At 47.6% G+C, this 24,246-nt stretch carries 24 protein-coding genes; 8 read left to right on the forward strand and 16 right to left on the reverse strand.

Annotated elements, in window-relative coordinates; translation table 11 throughout:
• Positions 1-188: 188 nt before the first annotated feature.
• Both M1D98_RS18665 and M1D98_RS18670 read right to left on the reverse strand, forming a co-directional pair.
• A complete protein-coding gene (locus tag M1D98_RS18665) occupies positions 189-347 on the reverse strand; it encodes a hypothetical protein (protein WP_268522710.1) in 159 nt (52 codons plus the stop codon).
• A 28-nt stretch (positions 348-375) separates the two neighbouring features.
• Complete coding sequence (locus M1D98_RS18670) at positions 376-966, reverse strand: DNA-3-methyladenine glycosylase (RefSeq protein WP_121643589.1); 591 nt, start codon at positions 964-966, stop codon at positions 376-378.
• Between the two features lie 128 nt (positions 967-1,094).
• Here M1D98_RS18670 and katX point away from each other — a divergent pair, with 128 nt between their 5' ends.
• From katX to M1D98_RS18690, 4 genes are all read left to right on the forward strand, one after another.
• Positions 1,095-2,738 (forward strand): catalase KatX, encoded by a 1,644-nt coding sequence (katX, locus tag M1D98_RS18675; protein ID WP_268538548.1) that lies wholly within the window; start codon positions 1,095-1,097, stop codon positions 2,736-2,738.
• A 131-nt stretch (positions 2,739-2,869) separates the two neighbouring features.
• Positions 2,870-3,847, forward strand: coding sequence for a guanitoxin biosynthesis L-arginine gamma (S) hydroxylase (gntB, locus tag M1D98_RS18680; protein ID WP_268522646.1), 978 nt, complete (start codon positions 2,870-2,872; stop codon positions 3,845-3,847).
• Positions 3,844-4,767, forward strand: a complete 924-nt coding sequence (locus M1D98_RS18685; RefSeq protein ID WP_268538549.1) for a DMT family transporter — start codon at positions 3,844-3,846, stop codon at positions 4,765-4,767. The genes gntB and M1D98_RS18685 overlap by 4 nt, the downstream gene beginning before the upstream one ends.
• A 91-nt stretch (positions 4,768-4,858) precedes the next feature.
• The gene (locus M1D98_RS18690; protein ID WP_435576364.1) at positions 4,859-6,061 is read left to right on the forward strand and encodes an MFS transporter; all 1,203 of its coding nucleotides are present in this window, start codon (positions 4,859-4,861) and stop codon (positions 6,059-6,061) included.
• Here M1D98_RS18690 and M1D98_RS18695 read toward each other — a convergent pair.
• Genes M1D98_RS18695 through sigY form a run of 6 tightly spaced genes read right to left on the reverse strand, consistent with a single transcriptional unit; the run spans position 6,058 to position 8,962 of the window.
• On the reverse strand, positions 6,058-6,834 hold the full coding sequence (locus M1D98_RS18695; RefSeq protein ID WP_435576365.1) for an ABC transporter permease: 777 nt from the start codon (positions 6,832-6,834) through the stop codon (positions 6,058-6,060). The two genes, M1D98_RS18690 and M1D98_RS18695, sit on opposite strands and share 4 nt — an antisense overlap.
• On the reverse strand, positions 6,831-7,718 hold the full coding sequence (locus M1D98_RS18700; protein ID WP_121643595.1) for an ABC transporter ATP-binding protein: 888 nt from the start codon (positions 7,716-7,718) through the stop codon (positions 6,831-6,833). Before M1D98_RS18700 ends, M1D98_RS18695 begins: the two co-directional genes overlap by 4 nt.
• A 6-nt stretch (positions 7,719-7,724) precedes the next feature.
• Positions 7,725-7,913, reverse strand: a complete 189-nt coding sequence (gene yxlE, locus M1D98_RS18705) for a sigma Y negative regulator YxlE (RefSeq protein ID WP_121643596.1) — start codon at positions 7,911-7,913, stop codon at positions 7,725-7,727.
• Complete coding sequence (gene yxlD, locus M1D98_RS18710) at positions 7,910-8,116, reverse strand: sigma Y negative regulator YxlD (RefSeq protein WP_121643597.1); 207 nt, start codon at positions 8,114-8,116, stop codon at positions 7,910-7,912. Before yxlD ends, yxlE begins: the two co-directional genes overlap by 4 nt.
• Entirely contained in the window at positions 8,116-8,433 is a 318-nt protein-coding gene (locus M1D98_RS18715; RefSeq protein WP_435576366.1) for a YxlC family protein, read from the reverse strand. The genes yxlD and M1D98_RS18715 overlap by 1 nt, the downstream gene beginning before the upstream one ends.
• On the reverse strand, positions 8,426-8,962 hold the full coding sequence (gene sigY, locus M1D98_RS18720; protein WP_121643599.1) for an RNA polymerase sigma factor SigY: 537 nt from the start codon (positions 8,960-8,962) through the stop codon (positions 8,426-8,428). Before sigY ends, M1D98_RS18715 begins: the two co-directional genes overlap by 8 nt.
• A 210-nt stretch (positions 8,963-9,172) precedes the next feature.
• Between sigY and M1D98_RS18725 the strand changes: the two genes are divergently transcribed.
• Complete coding sequence (locus M1D98_RS18725) at positions 9,173-10,546, forward strand: cytosine permease (RefSeq protein ID WP_121643600.1); 1,374 nt, start codon at positions 9,173-9,175, stop codon at positions 10,544-10,546.
• 27 nt (positions 10,547-10,573) lie between these two features.
• Here M1D98_RS18725 and M1D98_RS18730 read toward each other — a convergent pair whose 3' ends face one another.
• The 5 genes from M1D98_RS18730 to cydA all read right to left on the reverse strand — a co-directional run bounded on the left by M1D98_RS18730 (position 10,574) and on the right by cydA (position 17,318).
• On the reverse strand, positions 10,574-11,404 hold the full coding sequence (locus M1D98_RS18730) for an NAD(P)H-hydrate dehydratase (protein ID WP_121643601.1): 831 nt from the start codon (positions 11,402-11,404) through the stop codon (positions 10,574-10,576).
• 83 nt (positions 11,405-11,487) lie between these two features.
• Complete coding sequence (gene cydC, locus M1D98_RS18735; protein WP_456279845.1) at positions 11,488-13,215, reverse strand: thiol reductant ABC exporter subunit CydC; 1,728 nt, start codon at positions 13,213-13,215, stop codon at positions 11,488-11,490.
• The gene (cydD, locus tag M1D98_RS18740) at positions 13,212-14,915 is read right to left on the reverse strand and encodes a thiol reductant ABC exporter subunit CydD (RefSeq protein ID WP_456279846.1); all 1,704 of its coding nucleotides are present in this window, start codon (positions 14,913-14,915) and stop codon (positions 13,212-13,214) included. The genes cydC and cydD overlap by 4 nt, the downstream gene beginning before the upstream one ends.
• Positions 14,915-15,928, reverse strand: coding sequence for a cytochrome d ubiquinol oxidase subunit II (gene cydB / locus M1D98_RS18745; RefSeq protein ID WP_456279847.1), 1,014 nt, complete (start codon positions 15,926-15,928; stop codon positions 14,915-14,917). The genes cydD and cydB overlap by 1 nt, the downstream gene beginning before the upstream one ends.
• On the reverse strand, positions 15,915-17,318 hold the full coding sequence (gene cydA / locus M1D98_RS18750; RefSeq protein WP_268400412.1) for a cytochrome ubiquinol oxidase subunit I: 1,404 nt from the start codon (positions 17,316-17,318) through the stop codon (positions 15,915-15,917). Before cydA ends, cydB begins: the two co-directional genes overlap by 14 nt.
• Positions 17,319-17,876: 558 nt before the next feature.
• On the opposite strand from cydA, the gene cimH reads away from it, so the two are divergent.
• The 3 genes from cimH (at position 17,877) to M1D98_RS18765 (ending at position 21,300) form a co-directional block, all read left to right on the forward strand.
• A complete protein-coding gene (gene cimH, locus M1D98_RS18755; protein ID WP_268538561.1) occupies positions 17,877-19,229 on the forward strand; it encodes a citrate/malate transporter CimH in 1,353 nt (450 codons plus the stop codon).
• Positions 19,230-19,350: 121 nt separating this feature from the next.
• Positions 19,351-21,039: a M56 family metallopeptidase gene (locus M1D98_RS18760; protein ID WP_268559002.1), complete on the forward strand. Its 1,689-nt coding sequence runs from the start codon at positions 19,351-19,353 to the stop codon at positions 21,037-21,039.
• A 57-nt stretch (positions 21,040-21,096) separates the two neighbouring features.
• On the forward strand, positions 21,097-21,300 hold the full coding sequence (locus tag M1D98_RS18765; RefSeq protein ID WP_268538562.1) for a hypothetical protein: 204 nt from the start codon (positions 21,097-21,099) through the stop codon (positions 21,298-21,300).
• A gap of 13 nt (positions 21,301-21,313) precedes the next feature.
• Here the strand turns inward: M1D98_RS18765 and M1D98_RS18770 are convergent, their stop codons facing one another.
• The 3 genes from M1D98_RS18770 to msmX all read right to left on the reverse strand — a co-directional run bounded on the left by M1D98_RS18770 (position 21,314) and on the right by msmX (position 24,184).
• Positions 21,314-22,153, reverse strand: a complete 840-nt coding sequence (locus tag M1D98_RS18770) for a polysaccharide deacetylase family protein (protein ID WP_268538563.1) — start codon at positions 22,151-22,153, stop codon at positions 21,314-21,316.
• Between the two features lie 102 nt (positions 22,154-22,255).
• Positions 22,256-22,984 (reverse strand): ZIP family metal transporter, encoded by a 729-nt coding sequence (locus tag M1D98_RS18775; protein WP_456279848.1) that lies wholly within the window; start codon positions 22,982-22,984, stop codon positions 22,256-22,258.
• 102 nt (positions 22,985-23,086) lie between these two features.
• On the reverse strand, positions 23,087-24,184 hold the full coding sequence (gene msmX, locus M1D98_RS18780) for a maltodextrin ABC transporter ATP-binding protein MsmX (protein WP_039075051.1): 1,098 nt from the start codon (positions 24,182-24,184) through the stop codon (positions 23,087-23,089).
• Positions 24,185-24,246 lie beyond the last annotated feature (62 nt).

Raw genomic sequence — 24,246 nt, forward strand, 5'->3', positions numbered from 1 at the left:
TTTACGTGTTAGGCTTTTCCGCAGAATTGAAAACCCTTGAAGTCTAGGGCGGGCAAACATTGGGAGCGGACTTTCAAACGAAGTGATGACGGCGGCGTATAGGCAGGACGCCCTGAGAATGTAGCAGCCGTTCCCCACTTGGAGTTTTATCACGAATGCAGGTTTGTCGATTTGCTGAAAAGCCGGGTTCAGCCGGCTTTTCGGGATGAGGACGTGTTCTTTTGTTTAGACGCCTTGCGTTCCTTCATGATTTTCCGAACAATCGGGTAAACGACCGGCGCCCATTTGATAACGGTTTTGATCATCTTTTTCAACGCTCCGATTCCCCCTTCTTTTTTCTCAACCATTCCCCTGATTGCTTTTTGCATAAACATGCTAACGCGACACGTACCTGTTTCCCGTCACCCAGAAACGCCACGGATAATCCCGCGCCTCTCCACTGTTGTCAATGCCGATGCGCGGGCCCGTTGAAATGTCCTCCGGTGTATACCCGCTTTCGATGTAAAGCGGCTGTTCCGTGATCCAGCGTCCATAGTCATTCATCGTAACGCCAAGCGCCTTGGTCAGCTTTCCGGGTCCGTTTGTCCATTCCCTCGGACGACGGCCCGGCCTCCTTTCTTCCATTAACAGCTGGCCTTCATGGGGCTCAATCGCCCTGATTAATACCGCTTGCGGGATATCTGCTTCTGCGGCGACGACATTCAGCAACGTATGGGTATGCATGACGTATGTATACACGCGCCCAGCATCCGCAAACATAATTTCAGTCCGCTTCGTCCGGCGATTGTTAAAGCTGTGGGCCGCTCTGTCTTCAGCCCCCATATAAGCTTCTGTTTCCACGATATAGCCTGACGCTGTGCCTTGGTCTGTTTCTTTGACCAGAAGGCAGCCGAGAAGCGCCGGGGCAAGCTCAAGGGCGTTTTTTTGGTAAAACGTGATGGGCAGCGGATGTCTTTCTCTCGTCACAAAGCGACCTCTCCTTTTACCGATTTTTGTACATTGTACCATTCCCGAACCCGCTGAAAAAAAACAGCTGTTTTAAAATCTTTCCATTCAGGGAATATTGTTACCGTTCAAAAAAGGAGGGTCAACCAATGAAAGATGATCATCAAAACAAGTATCACGGAACAAATGCCCAAAGCAGCGAGGATGCGCTTTCTCATAAGACATCCGGGAAAAACGAGTCAGAGGATACTTTGACGAACAGGCAGGGGCACCCTGTCACTGACAACCAAAATGTGAGGACGGTCGGGAACAGAGGGCCTACGACGCTTGAGAACTACGATTTTCTTGAAAAAATCAGCCACTTTGACAGGGAACGCATTCCGGAGCGGGTTGTCCACGCCAGAGGAGCGGGTGCACACGGGTATTTTGAAGCTTATGGAACCTTTGGAGACGAGCCGATCTCAAAGTACACCAGGGCCCGGCTCTTTCAGGAAAAAGGCAAGCAAACGCCGGCATTTGTCCGTTTTTCTACGGTGAATCACGGCAAACACTCACCTGAAACATTGAGAGACCCGCGCGGTTTTGCCGTTAAGCTTTATACCGAAGACGGAAACTGGGATTTGGTCGGGAACAACCTGAAAATCTTTTTTATCCGTGACCCGCTGAAATTCCCGGATCTTGTACACGCATTTCAGCCTGATCCAGTGACCAACATCCAAGATGGTGAACGTATTTTCGATTTCATTTCTCAGTCTCCTGAAGCGACACATATGATCACTTTCTTATTTTCGCCTTGGGGCATTCCGGCCAACTACCGGCAAATGCAGGGTTCGGGCGTACACGCCTATAAATGGGTGAATGAGGAGGGCAAGGCCGTTCTCGTGAAATATCATTTCGAGCCGAAGCAGGGCATCCGCAACCTGACACAAAAGGAAGCGGAAGACATTCAAGGGAAGAATTTTAACCATGCAACACAGGATTTGTATGAAGCGATTGAAAATGGCGATTATCCAGAATGGGAAGTCTATGCCCAAATCATGAGCGACGATGAGCATCCTGAACTGGACTTTGATCCGCTTGATCCGACAAAGCTGTGGTATAAAGACGATTTCCCATGGAAGCCGATCGGCAAACTCGTTCTGAACAAAAACCCTGAAAACTACCATGCGGAAGTGGAACAAGCATCATTCGGAACGGGAGTGCTTGTTGACGGGCTTGATTTCTCAGATGATAAATTACTTCAGGGGCGGACGTTTTCCTACTCTGATACGCAGCGCTACCGTGTAGGCGCAAATTACCTGCAGCTTCCGATTAACTCGCCGAAAAAGCATGTCGCCACCAACCAGGAAGGCGGACAAATGCTATACCGGACCGATAGAGCAGAAGGCCAAAACCCGCACGTCAACTATGAGCCATCCATTATGGGCGGGCTGACGGAAGCGAAGCAGGATGGCAAAGATCATACGCCGCATGTCGAAGGTGATGTGAAGCGTGAAGCGATCGACAGAACGAACAACTTCGGGCAGGCTGGAGAGACCTACCGGAGATTTTCTGAATTTGAACGGAACGAATTGATCACGAATCTGGTCAATACCCTTTCCACATGCCGAAAAGAAATTCAGGATCAGATGATTGAAAATTTTACAAAAGCTGATCCCGACTATGGAAAACGTGTAGCGGAAGGGCTGAAAAAAGTCTCAGAAAACAATAGCAACGGACCGATCGGCACAACAGAGACTGAGCAGGCTGCCATGCAGGCTGAACAGGAGAGCCATCCGTCTGATCCGTATTAATATACAAAAAGGCTGCCGACCAGGCAGCTCTTTTTGTATAATTTTTGTATACTTTTTGAATATAATGTTGAATTTTAACAAAAATGCGATTAATATGTTCATGTAAATATTCTCAAAAAAGGAGTGCAGACGTGGATTATCTTCATTACCGTTTCTCAAAAGAAATCACAACTGAATTAAGGCCCTTGTACAAATCAAATAATTATCGCGGGCTGGCAGGTATTGTTTATGATTTTCTAGTTATTGCTGTTGCCATCTATTTATGCCAGCTTAATTATTTATTCTACCCTTTATCAGTTTTGTTAATTGGGTCGAGGCAAAGAGCACTAGCCACAATTCTTCATGATGCATCACATCTATGCTTAGCAAAAAACAAAAAACTTAATTATTTCTTAGGTACATATCTCTCCGGTTATTTAATTGGACAAGAATTCAATATTTATAAAGATTCACACGTCAAGGGCCATCACACCCATTTAGGCAATCCCGATAAGGACCCCGACTATCAATACCATCTCGATATAGGTTTATACAAGTTAAATAGCCATAAGCATTTTTTATACAAATATATACTTAAGCCCCTATTTTTATTAAATATTATAAGTTATTCTTATTATGTATTTAAAAATAGAATGCTTCAATTTAAAAAACACCCTAGACAATATTTTTATATGTCTGTTTACTGGCTTATCATTTTAGCAGTTATCATTTATTTTGGCGTGTTTCATTATTTTCTATTATTCTGGGTGGTTCCCTTCTTTACTTCATTTATGGCAATTGGTTGGTTTATTGAATTGGCCGAGCATTATCCATTAGTTTATCGAAATAATGAAAGCTTAAAAATGACCCGCAATCGTTATAGCCATTGGCTGGAAGCCTTCTTTTTAAGCATTCATGGAGAAGCCTATCATTTAACCCATCACCTTCAAGCCAGCATTCCCTATTGGAACATAAAAAAAGCCCATCTCATCATGATGAAAGATGAAAATTATAAAACATTAAACAGCTATATGGGCGGAGTGTTTTTCTCTTCCAATTCAAATCCGCCGTTAATAAAAGATCTTATTAAGAATCAAAAACTACCGATTTCAGGAAAGGTGGCAGGATGAAAAATCATTATGTAATAGGAGCAATTTTGGCTCTTTTAGCAGCTTTACTGAACGGCAGTGTTGGAATCATCAGCAAAAATCTATTCATGTCAAATCTAACTTCCGCCGCCATCTCATTTTATAAATGTTTATTTGCTTTTCTATTCATTTCAATTGCAGCTTTGTTTCATAAAGGAATACAAAAAGAAATAAGAGAACTCAGGGGTAGGAGTAAACAATTAATTATTTGCTCTTTCTTAGGCATATTTATTCTCTATTATTTTGAAACAGCTGCTTATCAATATGATCAAGTTTCGATCGTCGTCTTTATATTATTGGGAACCTCAGCGCTTACTACATTTCTTTGCGGGGCAGTCTTCCTGCGTGAGAAAAAAAATATGTTCCAAATGGTTGGATTAATTTTACTAATTGCCGGGTTGCTTTTCATGCATATGGGCGAAGGAACAATGAATTTTCATTTTTCAATCGGTACCTTGTTGGCAATCATTGCTGGTATGGGCTATGGCTTGTTTTTAGTAGCCACTAAAAAGTTCGATTTAAAGAGTGGGCTTGCTTTAGTATGGTATTTTACACTTTTCGGAAGCATCTATCTTTTTTTCCCGTTTGTTGCAGAAGGATTTGTGTTGCCTCAGGCTCATGCGTATCCATCGCTCATAGCACTTGCGCTTTTGCCGACAATTGGAGGTTTCTACTGCACAACAAAAGCATTAAATTACCTTAAAGCGAATCAAGTTCAATTTTATGAATTAACAGAACCTATTTTTGCCACTCTATTCGCGTTTATGTTATTAAACGAAATGATAAAGGGTTTTGAATGGCTTGGTGCAATATTAATCCTTCTTGCCATTTATACGTCAGAGTATCAGCCTAAACAAGCAGCAGTTCCACAAGATAGCATAAATAGCGGGAAGAAGTTATGAACAGGACTTATTTGCAGTCCTGTTTTTTATTTTTGTATTGAAACGCCTTCAGCATTTGTGTTGTACTGGAAGAAAAGGGTGGAGAGGAAAGATGGAATTACAGCAGGACATGATGTCTCAGAAAAAAACAATCGGCGCTTTAGACCACGCCGTTTTTTTATGCATGGTATTTTGTTTTTGGTTTTCAGGCTATATTTACGTGCCTGTTTTCAGCCTGTATTTGGAGGACCTGCACTTTTCATACGGCGCCATCGGCATCATTCTCGGCAGCTACGGAGTGACGCAAATCCTTCTTCGATTTCCGCTCGGCTTGCTGTCAGACATCCTGTTTTCTATACGCAAGCAATTGTTAATCTGCGGGTTTGGTTTTTCCGTCCTCAGCAGCCTGCTTTTTCTGCTGTTTGATTCTTTCTTCTTCGTACTGGCCGCACGGTTGTTTGCGGGAATCACCGCCTCTATGTGGGTCATGGCGACCATTTTATACGCGCAGTATTTCAACAGCGAAAACGCCTCAAAAGCAATGGGCATGATGCAGTTTTTCACTGTCATGCCTCAGTTCGCCAGCATTGTGTTCTGCGGGCTTGCGGCAGCCCGCTTAGGCAGGCAGGTTCCGTTTTGGATGGCGCTGGCGGCCTCGGCCATCGGCTTGGTGATCTGCTGCTTTATTAAAGACCCTTCGGCTGCTCCAGCGAATCGCGACACAATCCGTGTGCCGCAATCCATCAAAGACACATTGCGGCTGCCGAAGCTCAAGCTTTTCACCATCCTGTCTATGACCGCCCACGCGGTGTTATTTATGACCGTGTTTGGTTTTACACCGCTTTACATTCATCAGCTCGGAATGGGTGACGCGGAGCTGCTTTGGGTGATGAGCGCCTTTTTCCTCCCTCATGCAGCCGCCACATTAAGCGTTGTATTTCTGCGCATGACAAGCCGAACCGCTTACTCCGTGCTGCTCTCAAGTTTTGCTGTGACCGGAGCCTGTTTGCTATTCGTTCCGTTTTCAGCTACATTGTTCACGATTTGCATCACGCACGCCTGCATCGGGCTGGCGCTCGGTTTCGTGTTTCCTCTGCTGCTCAGCCGAGTCGTCGATATCAGTTCGGCCCGTTTAAAAATGTCGGCCATGGGATTTTATCAATCATTTTATGCGCTAGGCATCTTCCTCGGGCCCCTTCTTGCCGGAAAAATCGCACAGCTTTTCGGGCTTGCGGGAGTTTTTTATGGAGCCGGGGCGCTGGCATTTGCCGCCTTTCTTGTGATGTTTGCGCAAAAGCGTGGCATGAGCAATTAATAGCTTTCATACCGCCGGAAGCGCCACACTGAAAACATGGCCAGAAGCACGATGCACAAAGAGGAACATGTAAGCGACCATCCGAAGAAATCCGCCCGCTCTCCATGAAGAAGGATATGCTCCGCCTGCTTGCAAAGCGCAGCCGGAAGCCACTTCGCATCTTCGGGAAATAGCGAAGCCGCAAAGGAAACGGCAGCTGTAAGCCCGATTCCGGAAGCCGCGGCTGCTCCGAGAGACCGAAACATCGTGCTTCCGGCAAGGCCGGCAGTCACCATAAACATGATCCAAAGAGCATAAAGGCCAAGGCTTCCGGCAAAGCGGCTGAAGGATGTGTCCTCAAACAGCAGCCGGACGTAATAATAGGCAAGCCCGTATCCAGCGGCAAACGACGCGATGCCGATCACGCTTTGGATAAGCCATTTGCTCATGATATACTGTACTGTCGAAACAGGCCGCGACATGATCAGCGACGTAACGCCTTGGCTTCTTTCATTCGCCACGCTGCCCATGACGCTGAAGATGACCAGAGCCATGCCAAGCGTGTTGAATTGAGAAAGCGTGCTGACCATTACTTCAGGTCCGGAAGGCATTGAAAAACTGATTTTCATGCCGTCGGGAAGGTTTCCCCCGTGTGCGATGATTTCCGGCATATAATATATGGTCAGCGGCTGTGTCAGCCCCACGATCATCATCGCGATCGGCAGCCAAATCAGCTTGCCGCTTTTCCATCCCTCGAGCCATTCTTTTTGAAATAGCGTCATCAACACCTTCATGCGTGCACCACCTGTAGATAGACGTCTTCAAGAGACTCCGTTTTCTGCTCGAAATGGGTGACGGTCAATCCCGCCCGGATACAATCACTCAACAATGCCCGCCCAGCGTGTATACCAGGCAGCTCGAAAACAGCTTGGGACGGATTGATATAGATAATAGCTGATACGTAAGGCTTATCTTCAAGCCAGCCCTTCAAATTCTCTTTCACTGAAAGGGTGAAAACGTTCGTTTGATGCAGTTTTTTCAACTGTTGTAACTCGCCTTTCCAAGAAACCTCCCCGCTTTTCATGATGACCACCTGATCACACACCTGCTCCGCATCGTGCAAAACGTGTGTGGAAAACAGGACAGCCATGTGCTTCTTCAACTCCCGCATCATATCCAGCACTTCAAACCGTCCTGCCGGATCTAGAGCGGACACCGGTTCATCCAGTATCAAAAGCTTCGGTTGATGGAGCAGCGCCTGTGCCAGCCCGAGTCTTTGCTTCATGCCGCCTGAATAGCCGCCGATTCTTTTGTGTGCCGATTCCTGCAAGCCGACAAATTCAAGCATCCCGCCGACTTCCTCTCGGCATTTTTTCTTCGTGAGGCCGGACAGTCTCCCGGCAAAGGTTAAACATTCGTTTGCGGTCATCCACGAATAAAAGGCTGGGTACTGCGGAAGGTATCCGATCAAACGCCGATCCGGCTTTTTCTCCCCTAACAGTTTTATGGTGCCGGAGGTTGGTGAAAGCAGCCCGGCCAGCATATGGAGCGTTGTGGTTTTACCTGCACCATTAGGGCCTAACAGTGCGACACATTCGTTTTTATTCACATGAAAACTGACATTCTTTACAGCTGGATGGTGCCGATACGATTTGCATAATGACTCGATAGACAGCATGCCCGCTCACCTTTGCTTTCTGCCGACGGTAAAAAATAAAATCGGCCCGATGATATTGATACACACAATGACCGCTGCCCATATCCACTTTGGCCCGTTTGTCCGCTCCTCCTTTATACAGCAAATAAGAGCGAATACAGCCAGTACAACCTGCAATCCAATCAGCGGCAAAATCATTTCCCAAGAAATATTCATTTCTTTATCCCCCTTTTCTTCCGGTCTGGCCTAATCACAAAAAAGTAATAGCAAATCAGAGGCGTCGGCGCTTGAATTAACCCGACAATTCCCCAGACCCATGCCAGACGATCCCGTTTTTTCGCATCAATGAATAAAAAGATTCCCTGTGCCAAAAGGATGAGACAAGCAGCCACCGCTACGATCATTTCTGTTTGGGACATCAGCGCTTCACCTCACGTTCGCCGAGGTATCGTTTTTTCTCGGCCGCAATCAAAACCGGCAGGACAGCCAGCGCACAGACCTGAAGCACGACAAAAACAACGGGAACTTGATGAAATGCCAGCATCGCCGCGCTTACCATCGCCAGCGCACAGAACATAAATAGCATCACTTCTTTCAGCAGGCTTTTTCTTCGTTCGGCTTTCATTTGTGCCAATTGATCAAGCAACTCTTTTTGACTCGGTATATTCGGGTTGGCGCATTGGTCGATTTTCTGTAATTCCGATTTTAAATGAACAGATCGCTTTTCTTTATTCATCAGTCCACTCCTTTCTGATTTGCTGGAGCCCTTTATGAACCCTAGACTTAACCGTGCCTTCCTTGATTTGCAGCATCAGCCCGATTTCGGCGTAGGTATAGCTGTAATAGTGCCTTAATAAAACGGGCGTGCGCAGCTTCGGGTCAAGCCGGGAAAAGAGATCAAGCGTCTCCCTCCACTCAGATCCTTTCATTGACATGTCCCACTTTATTTTGCGTATTGTTTCCTCTGTAACCGCCTGATTCCGTTTCCATTCTCTCTTTCTCTTTTTCTGGTGATCGAGGTAGAGCCTCGACGCAATAGAGATCAGCCACGTGGAGAATTTGGAACGGCCTTGGAAGCTCTTTAAATGAATGTACCCTTTTAGAAAGGTTTCCTGAACAAGTTCCTCGCTGAGATCAGGGTGAAGGGAAAGCTTCAACAAGTATTTATATAAAAAAGAATAATGATAGTGGAATAGGGCTGTAAACGCCTCGTCGTTCCCCTCTTTCGCCTGCTGAATCAGCTTCTGTTCTTCATGTGTATCCAATGGCCGCGATCCCCCCTTTTTTGTTTTTCTGCCTTATGAGACGACACCGGATTCAAAGCCGTTCATTTTTTTTACAACTCTATTCAGCTATGGACAGATAGGCTTCCCGGCCGATTGGCCGCATATCCTCATTTGTAAACCCCCTCATAGTCTGTTAAGCTATGTCTTTATGTCGATTTTAAAATAACATCCAATATGGAGGACGATGCATTGAAAGTAGAAAGGCGAACGATTGAACATATTCCAAATGAAGAAAGACATGGTAAAGCGAAAGATTTATTCCCCGTGTGGTTTGGGGCTAATATGCATATCACTACGTTAGTGACCGGTACTCTTCCCGTGGCAATGGGACTTAATCTGTTTTGGAGTGTTGCCGCTATTATTTGCGGAACCTTACTCGGTGCCATATTTATGGCGTCTCATTCCGCGCAAGGCCCTCAGCTTGGCATCCCGCAAATGATTCAAAGCCGTGCCCAATTCGGCGTAATCGGAGCGATTCTTCCCCTCTTCTTAGTCATGTTTATCTACCTTGGTTTCTTCGCAAGCAGCACGATTCTGGCGGCCGGAACCTTAAGCAGCTTTGTTCCCATCCCGGGATCATGGAGCATTATAGGCTTAAGCGCCGTATGTTTTTTACTCACCATTTTCGGCCATGATTTGATTCACAAAATGCAAAAAATCCTGTCTTGGACCTCTTTTGCTGTATTTTTTGCTGCAACGATTCTTATTTTTCAATTGCCGATCCCGGCAGGCAGCTGGATTCCCGGGGCGGTTGATCTGCCTGTTTTCTTGGTTGCGGTCAGCGCAGTCGCGACGTGGCAGCTGGCATACGCGCCGTATGTTGCCGATTATTCACGATATCTGCCAGTTCAAACACCGGCTTCTCAAACATTTTGGTACAGCTACGCAGGCACATCTGTCAGCTCCATCTGGATGATGCTGCTCGGCGCTTTACTGACGACGGCACTGCCTGACTTTACAACAAACTCAGGCAGCCAGATTGTCCAACTGTTCGGCCCTTTCTCGTTCATTATGCTGATCATTGTGTTATTCGGGCAAATGGCGATCAATGTCTTTAACCTGTATGGGGCTTTCATGTCCACAACCACAACGCTTGAGCCATTTCTGAAGTTAAAAGTCACGCCCAACGTCAGAATCATCATGATCCTCGGTGTCACGCTTGTCGGTACAGTCTTAAGCCTGCTCGGACAAAGTAATTTTATGGAGCTGTTTTTGAATTTTATCTTTTTCATCAGTTATTTCTTAATTCCATGGACGGCAATCAATTTAGTCGATTACTACTTCGTCCGCCATGGAAACTATCAAGTCAAAGCCATGTTCGATGTAAACGGGCCGTATGGAAAGGTCAATTGGATCACGACGATGGCGTTTGTTCTTTCCATCTTGCTAGAGATCCCGTTTATCAATACATCCTTTTACATCGGGCCGCTGGCCAAAATGTTTGGCGGCGGAGACATCGCATGGATTGTCGGCTTGGTCGTGCCTTCTGTTCTATATTATGTATTGATGAAACCGCGTCTGAAAAAACAAGCCGGTTATCAAGAAAAGCTGTCTTCCTTGTGAAGACAGCTTTTTATGTTACTGCTATTCTTATTCAAACCGTTTCCACATGCGAGGCAATACATCCGAAAGCTCGTGAGCGAGCAGGGTATGGGCGGAGTGCTCGTCGGTCCAGAGCTCGGCGCACGCACCGTGCAAATAGACCGCGTTTAATATCGCATGTTTCGGGTTTTCATGACAGCAGAGCATGCCCAATATCATGCCTGTCAGCGTGTCACCGGTGCCGCCCTTGGCGAGCGCCCCGTTTCCAGTTTGGTTGCACCAGCAGGCGCCATCGGGAAACGCGATCATGGTTTGATTTCCTTTTAACACAATGACAGCCTGCAGCTGAGCCGCCCATTCCTTTGCATATTCGGCTCTTTTGTTTTGCAGCTCTTTTACAGGCACCCCTGTCATACGGGAAAACTCGCCCGGGTGCGGCGTGAGGATGGTGGGCGCCTTCCGTTTCGGATACGTGCGCTTGGCCAGCGCTCCGGCATCCAAAATAACAGGGCAATCCGCCGCAAGCACATGATCAACTGCCTGCTGCACGCTTTCGGTTTGCGGAAGACCCGGACCGATGGCAATGGCCCGGTACGTCTCTTCAAGCTGAGCGTCCGCCGCTTTTTCCCAGCCATTACGCCAATAGGTCGCCTCGGGCAGAACAGGAACGACCAACGGGATCACGCTTTCCGACGTGCCGATGACAAGCTTTCCGAGACCGCTCCGCATAGCCCCAAGCCCCGCCAGAAGCGTTGCGCCCGGCATATCGTCGCTTCCCGCCAAAAGCAATGCGGTACCGTACGTGCCTTTATGGCTCTCCGCCTCTCTTTCAGGAAGCGAGGCCCTCACATGCTCCTCCGTCCAAATTGGAATCTCCATCTCTATCCCTCCTCTGCATTCTCTTCCTATTTTTCCTGCACCTTTTCTATTTCAAACAAAAAAGACAGCCTTAAAGCTGCCTTCTATTTTACAGGAACATCAAGATGGTACAGGCGGCGATACCGTTCGTTTGCCGTCAGCAGTTCTTCGTGTGTTCCTTCCATTTCTGTTTTTTCGTTTTCAAGAAACACGATTTTATCGGCCGCTTCCACTCCGGCGAGGTGGTGCGTAATCCATAAGATTGTTTTTCCTTTCAGCACGTCAAACACCGTATCCATTAGTTCACGCTCTGTAATAGGATCAAGGCCGACTGTCGGCTCATCGAGAATAATGATCGGCGTATCCTGAAGCAAAATGCGGGCGAGCGCAATCCGCTGGCGCTCCCCTCCGGAAAAGCGGATGCCGGTTTCCTGAACAGAGGTATGATATCCGTCAGGGAGTGACTCAATATAATCATGGAGCTTTACCTGCTTTGCGGCGCGGCGCACATCCTCGTCGCTTGCGTCTCCATTTCCAAGCCTGATGTTGTTTAGAATGCTTGTATCAAAGAGGTGCGGTTTTTGGTTTAACACAGCTACCGCATCGGCAATTTGATCCTTTACCAGCACAGTCTCCACTCCGTTTAACGTTACAGATCCTGAATCCGGCTTTAAGGCGCCCTCGATTAATGCGAGCGACGTTGATTTCCCAGACCCGCTTCGGCCGAGCAGCGCCATTTTTTCTCCTTGGCGCAGTGTAAAAGAAAAGTCGTGCAGCACGTGGCTGGTGTTGTCATACGAAAACGCCACATCACGAAAGGACAGTGTGACATCTTGGAGATCGAGTGTTTCAGCTGCAGTTTCTGTTTGTGACGCCTCCGGCTGAGAGGCCACCTTGTTCATGCGTCTGATGGAATCCTGATAGCCGGGCACTTCTCCCAAGGCATCGGACAGCGGAAGAAAGGCTTCTGTCAGCGGGAACACCACAAGCACAAAAGCTGCGATCATCGTGTTGGCGAGTTCGCCGTCCGCATGCTGCCCAGCCGTCCAAAACAGCATCAGCAAAATAAGGCCGGCGACAAGGCATTGTGCGGCAAAGTCCCGCCATCTTATAAAGCGGTGTTTGTTCCGTTCAAGCTCAAACCAAGCAAGTTCTTCTTTTTCATAGGAGTCTACAAACTCATGCCGGCGGCCGCTGAACATCCAGTCGCTGACACCCATCACGGCATCTGTCAGTCGGCTGTACAGCACGTTCCTCCCGCTTTTCAGCTTTGCATTCTTCGCTCTTGTCACGAGCAAAGACACAACTGGAAACAGCACAACGAGAACAAACAAGTAAAGCCCAAGCAATACGGCAAACGGCCAAGAAAAGAACCCGAGTGCAATCACTGAAACAGCGTACAGGAGCAAGGCTGAGATCGCAGGAAAAATCGTTTTTAAGAAGGCATCCTGCAAATGTTCAATGTCCTCAGACAAAATGCCGAGCATATCCCCCGTGCGAAAACGGGAACGCAGCATCAAAGCACCCGGTTCAAGCATGTTGTACAGGCGGACACGCATGTCGGACACGATTTTCAAAATGATATGATGCCCGACGAGGCGTTCCACATATCGTGACACAGACCGTGCAATCCCAAAGGTGCGGACAGCGACAATCGGCACATAAATGAGCAGGATGTTTTCCGGTCTTGTCGCCGCCTTTGAGATCAAAAACCCTGAGGTGAACATGAGAAAAGCAGCAGAAAAAATTGTCACCGCGCCCAAAAGGATAACCAGAACGAACAGACGGGCATTTTGCTTGATATATGGCAGAATCCATTCTTCTTTCTTCATGCTCTTTCCCCCAGTTGTGCCTCCACGAGTTTGGCGTACACACCGTTTTTCTTCAGCAATTCATCGTGAGTCCCGATTTCCGCAATCCTGCCTCCGTCCAGCACGATTATTTCATCCATATCGAGCATCCAGTGAAGGCGGTGAGTCGCGAGAAAGACGAGCTTATCCTCAAATAGATCCAGCATCGTTTCTTTGATTTCATATTCTGTTTCGATATCAAGATGGGCGGTTGGCTCATCCAGCAGCAGGATCGGACGGTTTCCCAAAAAGGCGCGGGCGAGGGCGACACGCTGAGCCTGGCCGCCACTGAGCGCCCGGCCGCCTTCCCCGATCCGTCCCTCTAGTCCGTCCGGAAGTTTGTCCACCAGCTCTGCCAGTCCCGCCGCGGCAGCTGCGCTGGCCGCATCCTCATCTGAAGCGCTTGGATGATAGAAGCGAATGTTGTTCGCCAGTGTATCATCAAAAATGTACGGATGCTGCGGAATATAAAGAAGGTTTTTCTGCCAGCTGCCGTCCTGCAAATGGGACCGTTCTGAACCGTTGACCTCTATCGTACCGCCATTTGGCTCCAAAAACCCGCCGAGGATATCAATTAAAGTTGATTTTCCCGCACCGCTTGCGCCAATGATGCCAATTTTTTTCTTGCCTTTGAATGACAGATCAATATCGGACACCGACCGGCCGACTGACACGCCTGACAGCTTCAGCTCATCCTGTTCGGACCAAGCCTCAAGCTGAAGCGGCGCCTCTTCTTTAAAACCAGGCTGCGACAAAATCTCTTGAATGGTTTTGCCTGCTTCCTGTCCGTTCAGCGTCGCATGATAATCATTTCCCACTTCCCGCACCGGCAGAAAATACTCAGGTGCGAGAATAAGCGCCGTTAAAGCCGGACCAAGCAAAATATCGCCGTCAATCAGGCGCAGGCCCAGAAACACGGCAACTGTTGCCACCGACAGCATGGCGAAAAAATCGAGCGCGAATGAAGATAAAAATGCCACCCGAAGCGTGCTCATCGTTGCTTTGCGATACCGCTCACTCACGTAGAAAATGTTTTTGCTGTGCGAGGTGCTCAAACCCAAAAAACGCAATGTCTCCAGCCCGCGAAGAGAATCAACGAAATGATTGGAAAGCCTCTGATAGGATTTCCACTGGCGATCCGCTTTTCTCTGCGCGACAAGACCGAGGAGAATCATGAAAACAATGAGAATCGGCATCGCCGCAACCAAAATGAGGGCTGATGTGCGATCCTGAAAAAACACATAAATGACAACAGCCGCAGGCACAATCGCCATGCTGACCATTTTCGGCAGAAACAGCTCAAGGTAACGGCGGAACTGGCTGATGCCTTCCATCGCCAGCGTCACCATTTGCCCCGTCCCCTCTTTCTTTGCAAAACGGGGACCTAACCGGAACAGCTGATCAAGAAAACTCTTTCTCACATCTGCTCCTGTCCGGGCAGCATATTGATAGACGATTTTCTGGCGCGCCACCGCGACCCCGTGCCGGGCGACAAAAGCGATGAGGAAAAAGCCGATCACCGGAAACAGGGAGGCCATACTCTTCCCGTTGAACAGACCGGTTACGGCTTCACTCAGCCACTCTGCCTGCATAATAATGGCGGCTGTCTGAAATAACGTTAAACAAGTAATCACGGTGAGAATTCGCTTCATTCCTTTATATCGAAACAGGTCTTTTCCCATTAATAAGTCATAGGCTCCTTATGGCTGACGCGCTTCCGGAAGACATAATAACTCCAGATCTGGCTGCCAATAACAAACGGCAATAGCGTTAACGCCGTAATTGACATGACTTTAAGCGAATAATCACCGGAAGAAGCGTTAGCTACTGTTAAATCGTACGCGCTTTGAAGCGAGCTGACCATGACCCGAGGGAATAATGAAATAAAGATCATCCCTACCGTCAGCCCCAGCCCCGCGCCAGTCATCCCAAATGTCCAGCCGTCTTTTTTCTTACGGATAAAGACAGCCGCCAGCATAAAGCAGATGACAATCAAAACAACGAGCGGAATGGTAATCTCGCCGCGGCGTGTAAACATGTCTGTCTGATAGGCAGAAAGGGCCGCGAAGGCAAGAACCGCTACAAAAACAACACCCATTATCTTCTGCGCCATGTTCCGGGCGCGTTTTTGCAAATCACCGATCGTACGCAGTGTGATAAACATTAATCCATGCAAAAAGCAAAGAAGTGTTACAGTCACACCGCCAAGTACAGAGTACACATTGATATAATCGGATACATGCGCGTGAATGTTCATATCGGCATCAATCGGCATCCCGCGGAATAATGTCGCGAACAATACACCGAGCACAAACGGAGGAATCAGACTGCCGAAGAAAACGACCCAGTCCCAAATCTTCACCCATTTTCCATGCTCCACCTTGCCGCGGAACTCAAACGCGACCCCGCGGCCCATTAACGCTAGAAGCACAATGACAAACGGAATGTAATAACCGCTCAGCATCGTTGCATACCAGTTCGGAAACGCCGCGAAAATGGCGCCTGCACCAGTCAATAGCCATACTTCATTTGCGTCCCAAAACGGCCCGATCGTGTTGATCAGCACTCTGCGTTCTAATTCATTATGGCCAAGAAAACGGGTCGCCATGCCGACTCCGAAATCAAAGCCTTCCAAAAAGAAGAAACCTACAAACAATACAGCAACGAGTATAAACCAAAGATCATGAAGAGACATGGTATACCTCCTGACTAAATGGGTCTGTTGATACAGGAACATCATGATGATCACCATGCTCCGCACCTTTTTTAATTTCACGGACGAATAAGAAGACAAGCAGTGCGCCCAGAATCAAGTACATCACACCGAATGCGATGATTGAGAATAACAGGGAGCCCGCTGTTACGTTAGGCGACACGGATTGAGCGGTTGTCATCAAGCCCATGACCGTCCACGGCTGACGCCCTATTTCTGTCATAATCCAGCCCGCGGAGTTGGCGATAAACGGGAAGGAAATCAAGGCGATCATCAATCGCAAGTACCACTTGCTGGTTTCAAGTGTTTTGCGGCGGTTTAGCCAAAGGCCGCCTAACGTGGCAAGAATCATGACAACACCTGCGCCAACCATGATGCGGAAACTCCAGAATGTCGTTTTAACAGGCGGAATATAGTCGCCTTTTCCGTATATTTTTTCGTACTCAGCCTGAAGTGTTTTCATCCCTTTGACACTTCCGCTGAATTTTTGATACGCCAGGTAGCTTAATGCATAAGGAACTTTGATTTCATTTGAGCTTTTTTCATTTTTTGTATCGATCATGGCAAAAGCTGTCCAAGCAGCAGGGTCACCGCTGTCTTCCCAAAGGCCTTCACTGGCAGCCATTTTCATCGGCTGAGATTCCATCAAGTGCTCAGCCTGCGCGTGGCCGCTAAGTGCGACGCCAAGACCTGCGCAAAGGCCAACGATCATTGCGAGTTTAAAAGAATGCTTGAAAAACGGCACTTCTTTTTTCTTCAATAGTTTAAAAGCACTCACACCGGCGATAAAGAAAGCCCCGGTGGCAAGCGCACCGAATATGACGTGCGGAAACTCAACCCAAAGCTGAGGGTTTGTGATCAGTGCGGCAAAGTCGTTCATTTCCGCGCGGCCGTTTTTGATCGTAAAGCCGACCGGCTCCTGCATAAAGGAATTGGCGGTTAAAATCCAGAAAGACGACATAATCGTTCCAAATGAAACGAGCCAAATACAGAGAACGTGAATTTTTTTCGGCAGGCGGTCCCAGCCGAAAATCCATAATCCGATAAAGATAGATTCCATGAAAAACGCCAATAATGCTTCAATTGCAAGCGGAGCGCCAAATACGTCGCCGACAAAACGGGAATAATCAGACCAGTTCATGCCAAACTGGAATTCTTGCAAAATCCCCGTTACAACACCGACTGCGAAATTTATTAAGAATAAGTGTCCCCAAAACTTTGCCATTTTGAGGTACAGCTCATTTTTTTTCACAAGATAAAGAGTCTCCATCAACGCAACCATAAATACAAGCCCGATAGACAACGGCACAAACAAGAAGTGAAACAACGTTGTTGATGCAAATTGAATGCGGGCTAAAACCAATTCACTCATGCTTTCTCCTCCATTTCCGGTTAAAAACTGATGTTATTTGCTCACTACTTCACAAATTAAACCAAGACTTTGATCATCAATTCACAAAGTAGACGAAAAAAATATTTGTTCAATATTTCACAAACATGTCAAAAGATGAACCAATCTAATGCCAGATTGCCAGATTGATCTAATGACACATTCTCTTACTGGTTCATATTAAGTACTTTACAACGATTTATTTCAAAAATAAAGCCTAAAATACCTAAAAAGTCCCACATTATGTGACGGATTGTTGTCTATTTTGTTGATGTTTTTTGACGGCTGCTAGGATAAATGACCCTTTATCATCGTACATCAACACTCCGCTGCTTGCGAGTAAAATGCTTATCCGGCACCCGCACTCGTTTCTCAGCACTCCGTCATGGACCATTTTTAGTCAGAATGCCTCTTTTCCTTTGGAGCGGGAGAACCCGAAAGGTATAATAGTAAAATTTTAATATATTAATAATTTCAATTTTTTAGTATATTTATTGTAGTGAACTATTTCACTGCATCAAGAATAGGGGAGGTTTTTCAATGGGAGAGCTTCAAACACAACTGCAATTGCAAACGGATACAATTCAAGAAGGGGTTCGAAAAGAGAATTGGTTTGCGAGAGCCATGAATATAAAAGTAGGCATCATACCGCTTCCTGTGTATGCCTTGCTGTTTATATTAATCACTGTTTTTGTGATGCATCACGATGTAAAAAGTGACATCTTGACATCCATTGCCGTCATGGCATTTTTCGGGTTTACTTTTGCCCAAATCGGCAAATCGATACCGATTGTTCGTTCTATCGGCGGTCCGGCCATCCTAGCTACGTTTATTCCGTCCGCTGTCGTCTACTATCACCTGCTGCCAAATGATATCGTCAAATCCACCACAGAATTTACAGAAAACTCAAACTTCCTTTACTTATTTATCGCCGGGATTGTCGTCGGAAGCATCCTCGGCATGAAAAGAGAAACACTCGTAAAAGCATTTATGAAAATCTTTATTCCGCTTATTGTTGGTTCTGTCGCGGCCGCTATTGTCGGACTGGCTGTCGGCACATTACTCGGGCTCGGATTTCAGCACACATTGCTGTACATCGTCATTCCGATCATGGCCGGGGGTGTCGGTGAAGGCGCTATCCCGCTGTCCATCGGGTATTCCGACATCATGCCCATGTCTCAAGGGGAAGCGTTTGCACTTGTTCTGCCGTCCATTATGCTGGGCAGCTTGTGCGCGATCATTCTTTCGGGGCTGCTGAACAGAATCGGGAAAAAAAGACCGGAATGGACAGGCAACGGCAAAGTGGACCAATCCGAGGAAGAGCCCCCTGCGCTGGAGGAATCGCAAAGCGGACAGCAAATGTTCAACCTCTCCTTATTTGCGTCAGGCGGTATTCTTGCTGTTTCTTTATACTTAGTCGGCATGCTCGCTCACGACTTTTTTGGATTTCCGGCACCGGTTGCCATGCTGTTACTGGCTGTTCTGATTAAACTGTTCAGGTTGGCGCCAGCCTCAATTGAAAATGGCGCGTTTGGGGTGTCCCGCTTCTTTTCAACAGCTGTGACCTACCCGCTGCTCTTTGCGATCGGGGTGTCCATGACGCCGTGGGACAAGCTTGTCGCCGCTTTTAACCTCAGCAATATCATAACCATTCTGTCTGTCGTTGTGACCATGATGGGCGTCGGCTTTTTCACTGGAAAATGGCTGAACATGTATCCGATTGAGACCGCCATTATCAATGCGTGCCACTCAGGACAAGGCGGCACCGGGGACGTCGCCATTTTAAGCGCCGCCGAAAGGCTTGAACTCATGCCATTCGCCCAGGTATCTACCCGAATCGGGGGAGCGATTACAGTGTCCTTAACCTTATTGCTGCTTCACCAGTTTTATTGATGCACCGCAAGCAAGTTCCGTCAAACGAAAGAGCTTGCTTTTTTTGCATATTCCTGTTTTTGCAAGTTCCCGTGCCATGCTATAGTAATAGTTGGAAATACTAGATAGAAAGGACTCTGGCATGCCTATGGGAACACATCTATTTCTCTATATGATTCTCGGGCTGGGACTTTATTTGATATCAGCCCTGGCAGCAAAACTCATTCCGGTCATAGACTTCTGGATCGATATCGTTCTTTGGGTTTGTGTTGCTGTGTATACCTTCTCTCATCAATCATTCATGGACGGCATTGTCTCGATCGCGACCATGTTTTACTGTTACTGGACCGCCATGGATCTCACTGTCTCAAAGCGCGCGGAAACACCAACGGGAGACTGGCAGGAAATCGAGCTTGCCAGAAACAAAACACGCCTCCTATCAGACGTCACCCTGACCGCCGCAGTGTTTGCGGGCGCCATTATTTTTTTCATCTATGGGCCCGACTCAAGCCCCCTCAAATATGTGATCCTTTTGGGCGTGATTTCCGGCGGAGGGGCACTGGTGAAACGAATATGGAATGTCTTCAGTGTAAACGTTTTGTATTCGGCGTCCTTAGAAAAGTTGCACATTAGCTCTCGTTATGAAACCCGTACATACCCGCTTACTGATTTGAAAGACATTCAGCTTGAATCAACGGCTGACCTCTTAAAGCTTCACCCGCTTCTGACGATGTATTCATCCCGTTTGGATCTGACCACAAGCTTTCAGCAGGTCATGAAGCTGTCTCTTCCCGGTGAAACGGTGTTTTTGACGGTGAAGGAACCACAAAGGTGGAAAGCGATTCTCCGGGAATACACAGATTCAGAAAACAACGAGGACACTGTGATTTCTGTTTTGCCGTTTTATCATAGAAAAAATGTGAAGCGGCTGCTTGGGAAGCTTTATTTTGCCGCCAGCGTAAAAGGCGTATCAGCTTACGCCCTATTGGTGCTCGCGTTATACGCATTACATGCCTCCCCTTGGATCATGGGCGGTGCTGTGATGCTGTACTGGGTATTCAACATGTATCTGTCAGACCGTGTTTTGCGGGCGGCAATGGACGCCAGGCCTTGTCATCATCCGCATGTACAGGCAGCGGCCGACAAGATTTACCGCAAGGCAGGCATTCCTCATGTCCGCATATACGAAACGGAGAGTGATGATTACAACGGAATGGCAGTCGGCATGAATGTCGGAAGGTCAATGGTCATTCTGACAAGCGCCACACTAACACTTCCGCAGCGTGTCATCGAAGGCGTTCTGGCCCATGAAGCGATTCATATTAAAAAACGTGATGTTCTGTCGTCACAGCTTTTGCGTTTTCTATATCTAGGAGCCGTCGTTGGCATCATCCTCTTATTTCAGCGGCATGTCGCCCACCCCGAGGCTTACAAAATCGCGCTTTGGGCTTTCATTATGGCAATCATCCTTTTGTTTCAGCTGTATCAATCCTTTTGTTCACAATGGATGGAGGTGCGCGCCGACAACCTTGGCGCATCACTGCTGGAAGGCGGGTACAGCCAAATGGCCGAAGCCTTGAGGATCTTGGCGATTCGGCAGGATGAGGATATACAGAAACAAAGCGCCTACAGCGCTGAGGCAGATGAAGACGAGCTTCAGATCGACTCTCTCACCCGCGATAAAAGCTGGCTTTTCAGGTTCATTGATTTTCAGTTCGCACCACATCCCCCTATGTATTGGCGTGTCAGCACATTATTGTCAAATAAAGGGCACGGGGTGCTGAAGCGCTGGCTCAGAGACCGGCTGAAAGAATCAATCTCTTTGAAGTGAAACCGATCTCCACTTCATCCGTATAACAGATATGGTGAAAAAAGGGAGTGATGAGAAGTGATTGTGATCATCTTATTGATTATAACTATTATCGTTTTTCTTTCAGTCATACAGCCGCAGCCCTCGGAAAACAAAAGCCGCCAGCAGGCGGACAGTGGTTTTTTCGGTTATTCAGATCATGGCTCGCACCATAATGGATGCGGCAATGACGGAGGCTTCAGCGATTCCGGATGTGGCGGAGGAGGAGACGGCGGCGTTTAAGCGCCGCCTTTTTTCATTTCATCGATTCGATGTACGCGCCAAATGACGCGCCTGACATGCCCGGAGATACGCGCACTCGGTGGAGGGCGTACATTCCCTGGTCTCTCGATGCCGCGCCCGGTTCTGTCGTCACACCCATTTGATAGCCCGTTTCTTCGGCTGCCTTCAGCGTCTCCTCATTGTAGCGCCCTACCGGATAGCTGATCATGGAGGTTTCCTGATGAAACATGTTGTCAAACAGCTTTTTCGAATCAGCCATCTCACTGTACTGCTGTTCAGGCGATAACCCGTTCAGTTCAAGGTGGTCAATTGTATGGCTTTCAATTGATACGCCGTTCTGCGCCATTTCTTTCATTTGGTCCTCTGTCAGATGATGCTTACGTCCGATCGATTTGCCGATCATAAAAATCGTCGCCTTCATCCCGTACTTTTTCAGCACCGGATACGCGTCCTCGTAATTGTCGGTGTATCCGTCATCAAACGTGATCAATACGCATTTCTCACTCGGTTTTTTATCCTGCGTCAGCATAAGATATGCCTCTTTTGGCGTTACTGTCTGATAGCCGTTATCGTGCAGCCACTTCATATGCGCTTCGAATTCTCCCTTTGGGACACGGAGGCTGTTTCCAGAGGAAATGCTGTGGTACATCAAAATCGGCAGCTTTGCCGGTTTCTCTGTTTTGATCCATGTGGATGTATCTTCTTCTTTTTTCTGAACATGTACTGTTTTTTCTTCCGGTTTCTGTTGTTCCGCTTTCGGCATCTCCTGCTCCGCGTTCGCCTCTTGATCAGCGCAAGCTGCAAGAGCCAAGCAGCTTCCCAAAAGAAAAATGCTTACCATCAATCGTTTCATCGTTCTCCTGCTTTCTGTCTATTTCTTCCTCCTTTTTCATCGGTTTTTTTCTGGGATTTTCAAGCTTAAAAAACCGGACATGGAAGCATGGCCGGCTCACATTTAAGAAAACTGATTCAAAACCAGCGAGGTTAACAGCCCAAGAGCTGCAATTAACCCTGTCATCGGGCCGCTGTCTTCGTACGCCTCAGGCATCATCGTCGACGCAATCATCGCAATGATCCCCCCGCCTGCAAACGCCGCGATTGCTGACATTACTTCTTCAGAAGCACCGTCGAGAAAGAAATACCCTGACCATGAAGCGAGAATTGAAATCATGAGCACCGCGCCCCAAAGCAGCAAAATTTTCTTTCTCGTATACTCGCTGCTTTTCATGCCTGCTGTACTGGACAGCCCTTCAGGTATATTGCTGATAAATATAGCGATCACCAAAAGGAGGCTGACCGATTGTTCCTCAAGAAGACTAGCGCCAATCATAATCGATTCGGGTACAGCGTCCATGACGGTTCCGATAAAAATGGCGATTCCTCCGCCGCTGGCAGCTGCTTGTCCCGATCGTTTTCTATGTGACGCGCCTCTTTTAGAAACCGCGTAATCAAAAATCGTAAAAACGACCGCTCCCGCAATAAATCCGGCGCCTGTCGATACAATTCCGCCTTCAGCCACTGCATCCCCGAGAAGTTCGTAAGCCGCCGCGCCAATTAATACGCCTGTGCCAAAAGCCATAATATAACCGATGATCTGTTTGCGAATCGAAAAAAACATGGACGCCAGCGCGCCCAGCAAAACAGCAGAGCCTGAGATCCCGCCCCACATTGCCGCATGCCACATTTCTATCTCCCCTTTCTTACCAACCACTACCCGCTGCGGTTTTTTCTGTAAACCTTAGAGAAAGAAAAAGCCGGACATGTCTCCATGTCCGGTTTTCTGAACCTATCGAATTCTCACTTCTGTCTCACTGTCAAAGAAGTGGCCTTTATTCATATCAAACGCAACCGTCAGCTCATCCCCAGATTGAATATCTAGACGGGCGTCGATCCGCGCAATAAAATCTTGATGATCAATCTGCGAATAAATCATGATTTCAGAACCAAGCAGCTCTGCGACATTGATTTTCGCTTTAATTGAGGAATTCTTATATGACTCCACGACAACCAATTCATCATGAATATCCTCTGGACGGATGCCGAAGATAACCTCTTTCCCGATGTAGCCCTTTTCACGCAGCACCTTCATTTTTCCTTCCGGGACGGTTAATGCAGCAGAACCGATTTTGATGACGCCCTCCGTCAGCTTTCCTTTGAAAAAGTTCATTGCCGGTGATCCGATAAAACCGCCGACAAACACATTTTCAGGGAATTCGTATACATCCTTCGGCGTCCCGATCTGCTGGATTTTTCCGTCTTTCATGACCACGATCCGTGTCGCCATCGTCAGCGCTTCTGTCTGGTCATGCGTCACGTAAATCGTTGTGGTTTGCAGTCTCTGGTGGAGCTTGATGATTTCCGCCCGCATTTGCACCCTCAGCTTCGCGTCAAGGTTTGACAAAGGCTCATCCATCAGGAACACCTTTGCATCCCGCACGATCGCACGGCCTAGCGCGACCCGCTGTCTCTGTCCGCCTGAGAGCGCTTTCGGTTTACGGTGCAAATATTCCTCCAGCCCGAGAATTTTAGCTGCTTCCTCTACCCTTTTTTTGATTTCAGGCTTTGGCATTTTCCGAAGCTTCAGCCCGAATGCGATGTTATCATAGACCGTCATATGCGGATAGAGCGCGTAGTTTTGAAAAACCATCGCGATATCCCTGTCCTTTGGCGCTACATCATTTACCCGTTTTCCTTCAATATAAAAATCGCCTTTTGTAATTTCCTCAAGTCCTGCCACCATCCGCAGCGTCGTTGATTTTCCGCAGCCGGACGGGCCGACGAATACGATAAATTCCTTATCGGCAATGTGAAGGTTAAAGTCATCAACAGCCGCTTCCTTCTGATCATAATATTTAAAAATGTGCTCCATCCGCAATTCAGCCATCTTATATCCCCCTTGTTTTTGTAAACGCTTTCTTAATTCGAGTGTAACAGCATTTCCATATC

It is taken from the genome of Bacillus sp. K7 (assembly GCF_053903245.1).